At 73.0% G+C, this 2,789-nt stretch carries 2 protein-coding genes; both read right to left on the reverse strand.

The window, feature by feature from the left end; all coding sequences use genetic code 11:
• Positions 1–126 precede the first annotated feature (126 nt).
• On the reverse strand, positions 127–1,473 hold the full coding sequence (locus C1J00_RS41590) for a vWA domain-containing protein (protein ID WP_102914001.1): 1,347 nt from the start codon (positions 1,471–1,473) through the stop codon (positions 127–129).
• 99 nt (positions 1,474–1,572) lie between these two features.
• Positions 1,573–2,789 (reverse strand): PP2C family protein-serine/threonine phosphatase (locus C1J00_RS41595; RefSeq protein ID WP_245936719.1); only part of this gene is annotated, 1,217 nt, incomplete at its 5' end.

The raw sequence follows: 2,789 nt of genomic DNA on the forward strand, positions 1-2,789 counted from the left end.
GAGGAGGCGGAGGCACGGCACCCGCCATGCGGTGACCGCAGACCTCGCACCAGTCGTCGGAACCCGACTGGTGTCCGTTCGGGCAGGTCGGCATGTCGGCGCGTCCCTCCTTCGATCTCTTCCAGGTCACTTCTTCACGCGAACAGTCTTGGTGGACCGGGTTTCGAGCGTCATCTCGTCAGCCTCCGCGACCTTCGCCTTCAGTCGCACAGTACCGGTCGCGGCGTCGACCACGTCCACCACCTTCGCAAGCAGTTTCGCAGTATCGGCGTTCCCCGAGGCGCTCGCGAGCTGAACGGCCCGGCCCAGTTTGGCCGTTGCTCCGTCCATATCTCCGGACTTACGAAGGTCCAGTCCTTGCTGGATGACTTGTGCCAGTTCGGCCTGCCCGGTGTAGTGGGCGACCTGAGGGTTGATCGACGTCGAGGCGACCATGTCGTCCGTCCACACGGCCCGCACGAGACCCTGCGCGCCGAGGTTCTGGACGCTGCCGTCGGGCTGCGGAATGACCAGCGAGATGCGGCCCGCCAGCATCTCCTGACCGATGTTCGCGACCGGGACCTCGACGCAGACGTGGTAGTCACGGGACTCGTCTCCCCAGGAACCAAGGGGGTAGTCGCCGGCGCGCGGGCCCGCCTCGGTGCGTCGGCCGGTCAGGTCCTCGACCGTCGGCGCGACCTGCTTGACGAACTTCACGGTCGTGTCGACCGGGGTCCACAGTCGCAGCGAGACGTCCGCGACCTCCTTGCCCATCGCGGTTTCCATCATCCGCGTGAAGTCGGCGGCGAGCCCGGCCGGATCGGCGACGATGTCGGCGGTGCCGAGCAGGGCGGAGGCGATCCCTGTGACTTCTTTCACTTCCCAGTCGGTGCCCACGCCGCGCGCGTCACACGTGAAGCGCCCGGCGCACGCCTCGAGCGCGGCCTTCAGATCCTGGGGCGACTCGTGTTCGTTGCGGCCGTCGGTGAGCAGGATGCCGTGCCGGATCGCGACGTCCGCGGAGGACAGCAGGCGGTCGGCCAGTTTCAGCCAGGTGCCGATGGCCGTGCCGCCGCCCGCGCTGAGCGAGCGCAGCGCCTGCTTGGCCTGCTCGCGGGTGGCGGCGTCGGCGACCGCGACGCGCCCGCCGCCCGGGTAGACCTCCTTCGCCACGTGCGTTCCGCCGATCACCGCGAAGTGCACGCCGTCGCGCAGGGTGTCGATCGCCGCGGCAGTGGCGTCGCGGGCGTTGCGCATCTTGGTCGGCGGGTAGTCCATCGACCCGGAGCAGTCGACCATGACCGCCACGGCCGCGGACGGGCCCTGGCCGGGCGAGTAGAGGTGGGGCGCCGCGACCGCGCTGCCGATGGTGCCACCGCCGGTCGCCGTCACCGTGACGATGGCGTTGACCTCGCCGGCGCCCTCCGGCAGGTACTCGTTCTGGTACACGTCCACCGAGAACTGCGGCACGTTCGACTTCGAGAAATTGGCCATGCCTGCTTCGATCCCCCTCCAAAGCCCCCGCCGCGGCGGGGTGATGACGGTAGGCGGACCGGTCCCCTCCGGTCCGTTGAGGCGTCCCCGTACGCGGCCTCAGGCCGATCCTGCCCCCTGGGGCACGGCGGGGAACGGCACGAGCGCCACTGTTACGTTGTCGTGGCCCCCGCCGTCCAGGGCGTGGCCGACGAGCACCCGGGCGCTGTGCAGGGGCTGCGACGCGGCGTCGAGCGGAACGACCCGGGCCATCTCCTCGGCCGCCTCCGCGTAGTTCCACAGGCCGTCCGTGCAGACCACCACCACGCCGGGCCGGTCCGGCTTGAACGCGGCGGTGTGCGGTTCCAGCTCGTAGGCGTCCGCGCCGAGCCAGCCGGTGATCGCGTGGGCGCGCTCGTCGGCGTAGGCCTCGGCCTCGTTCATCAGGCCCGCGGCGACCATCTGGGCGGCCCAGGAGTCGTCCTCGGTCAGCCGGGCGGGGGGAGCGCTGCGGTCGACCGGCACCCAGTAGGCGCGGCTGTCGCCGACCCAGCCGACGATCAGCAGGCCCGACGTCACCACGGCGCCGACGATGGTGCAGGCGGGGGCGTTCTGGTGGGGGGCCTGCTCGCGGACCGTCGCGGGTTCCCCGGCGAGCGAGTTGACGGCGCGCGAGGCGGCGAGGATCGCGTCGTGCATCGCCTGCTGCGGGTGCGTGCCGCGCGGCAGGGCCGCCAGCAGCGTCTCGCCCGCCGCCTTGGACGCGGCCGCGGAGGCGTCGTCGGGGCGGGTCGCCGAGGAGACGCCGTCGCAGACGATCGCGACGGAGGCGGGGGAGCCGTCGGGCAGCGTGGTGGTGCCGATGGCGAACGCGTCCTCGTTGCGGTGATGGCGCAGACCGCGGTCGCTGACCGCGGCCATCGGGCCGGACTCCTGCTCCATGTGGTCCCGTTCACGCGGCTGGGCGTGGCCGCAGTTCTCGCAGTAGCCGTCGTCGTCCACGCGGCCGGCCCGGCAGGCGACGCAGACCTTGCCGCCGGCGCCCGCGGCCTGGGCCGCGGACTCGGCGGACGCCCGTGGGTCCGGCGCCTGGAGGAGGTACTCGTCGGGCTGTGTCTGGTAGATCTCCGGCGACACCGCAGCCCCGTCGGGCTGCCGCGGCCGGTCGAACCGCACGCCCGCGGCCGCGGCCGGCCGGGCACTCGGCGGCGGGGGCGCCTGAGGCGGCGGGGCCGAGCCGCCCGAGTGCGTGCCCGGAAGGTCCGTCTGCGGGTGCACCGTCTCCGGGGCTCCGGCGCCGCCCGGCCCGGGGGCCGTCCAGGCCGCGCCGGCGGCTG

It is taken from the genome of Streptomyces cahuitamycinicus, from assembly GCF_002891435.1.
GTDB lineage: Bacteria > Actinomycetota > Actinomycetes > Streptomycetales > Streptomycetaceae > Streptomyces > Streptomyces cahuitamycinicus.